Here is a 362-nt window from a genome sequence, read left to right as displayed (position 1 = left end):
TCGGGCAGGTAGCCTTCGTCGCGGTATTGCGTCACGGGCTTGGCGCCGTTGCGCTTGCTCATCTTCTCGCCCTGCTCGTTGAGCACGGTGGGCAGGTGGGCGTACACCGGCGGCTCTTTGCCCAGGGCGCGGAAGATGTTGATCTGGCGCGGGGTGTTGTTGACGTGGTCGTCGCCCCGGATGACATGGGTGATTGCCATGTCGAGGTCGTCCACCACCACGCAGAAGTTGTAGGTGGGCGTGCCCACGGCCTCGCCTTCGGGCGCCGGCCGGGCGATCACCAGGTCGTCCAGCTCGGCGTTGGCAATTTCGATGCGGCCCTTGACCTTGTCGTCCCAGGCCACCACGCCGTCTTTCGGGTT

Annotated in this window: 1 protein-coding gene; it reads right to left on the bottom strand. The window is 65.7% G+C overall.

The window, feature by feature from the left end; genetic code table 11:
• On the bottom strand, positions 1-362 hold a 362-nt coding region (locus HA630_RS26925; RefSeq protein ID WP_243855321.1), incomplete at both ends, for a glutamate--tRNA ligase family protein.

This window comes from Aquabacterium sp. A08, from assembly GCF_011742065.1.
This window is presented reverse-complemented; position numbering and strand designations above follow the sequence as displayed.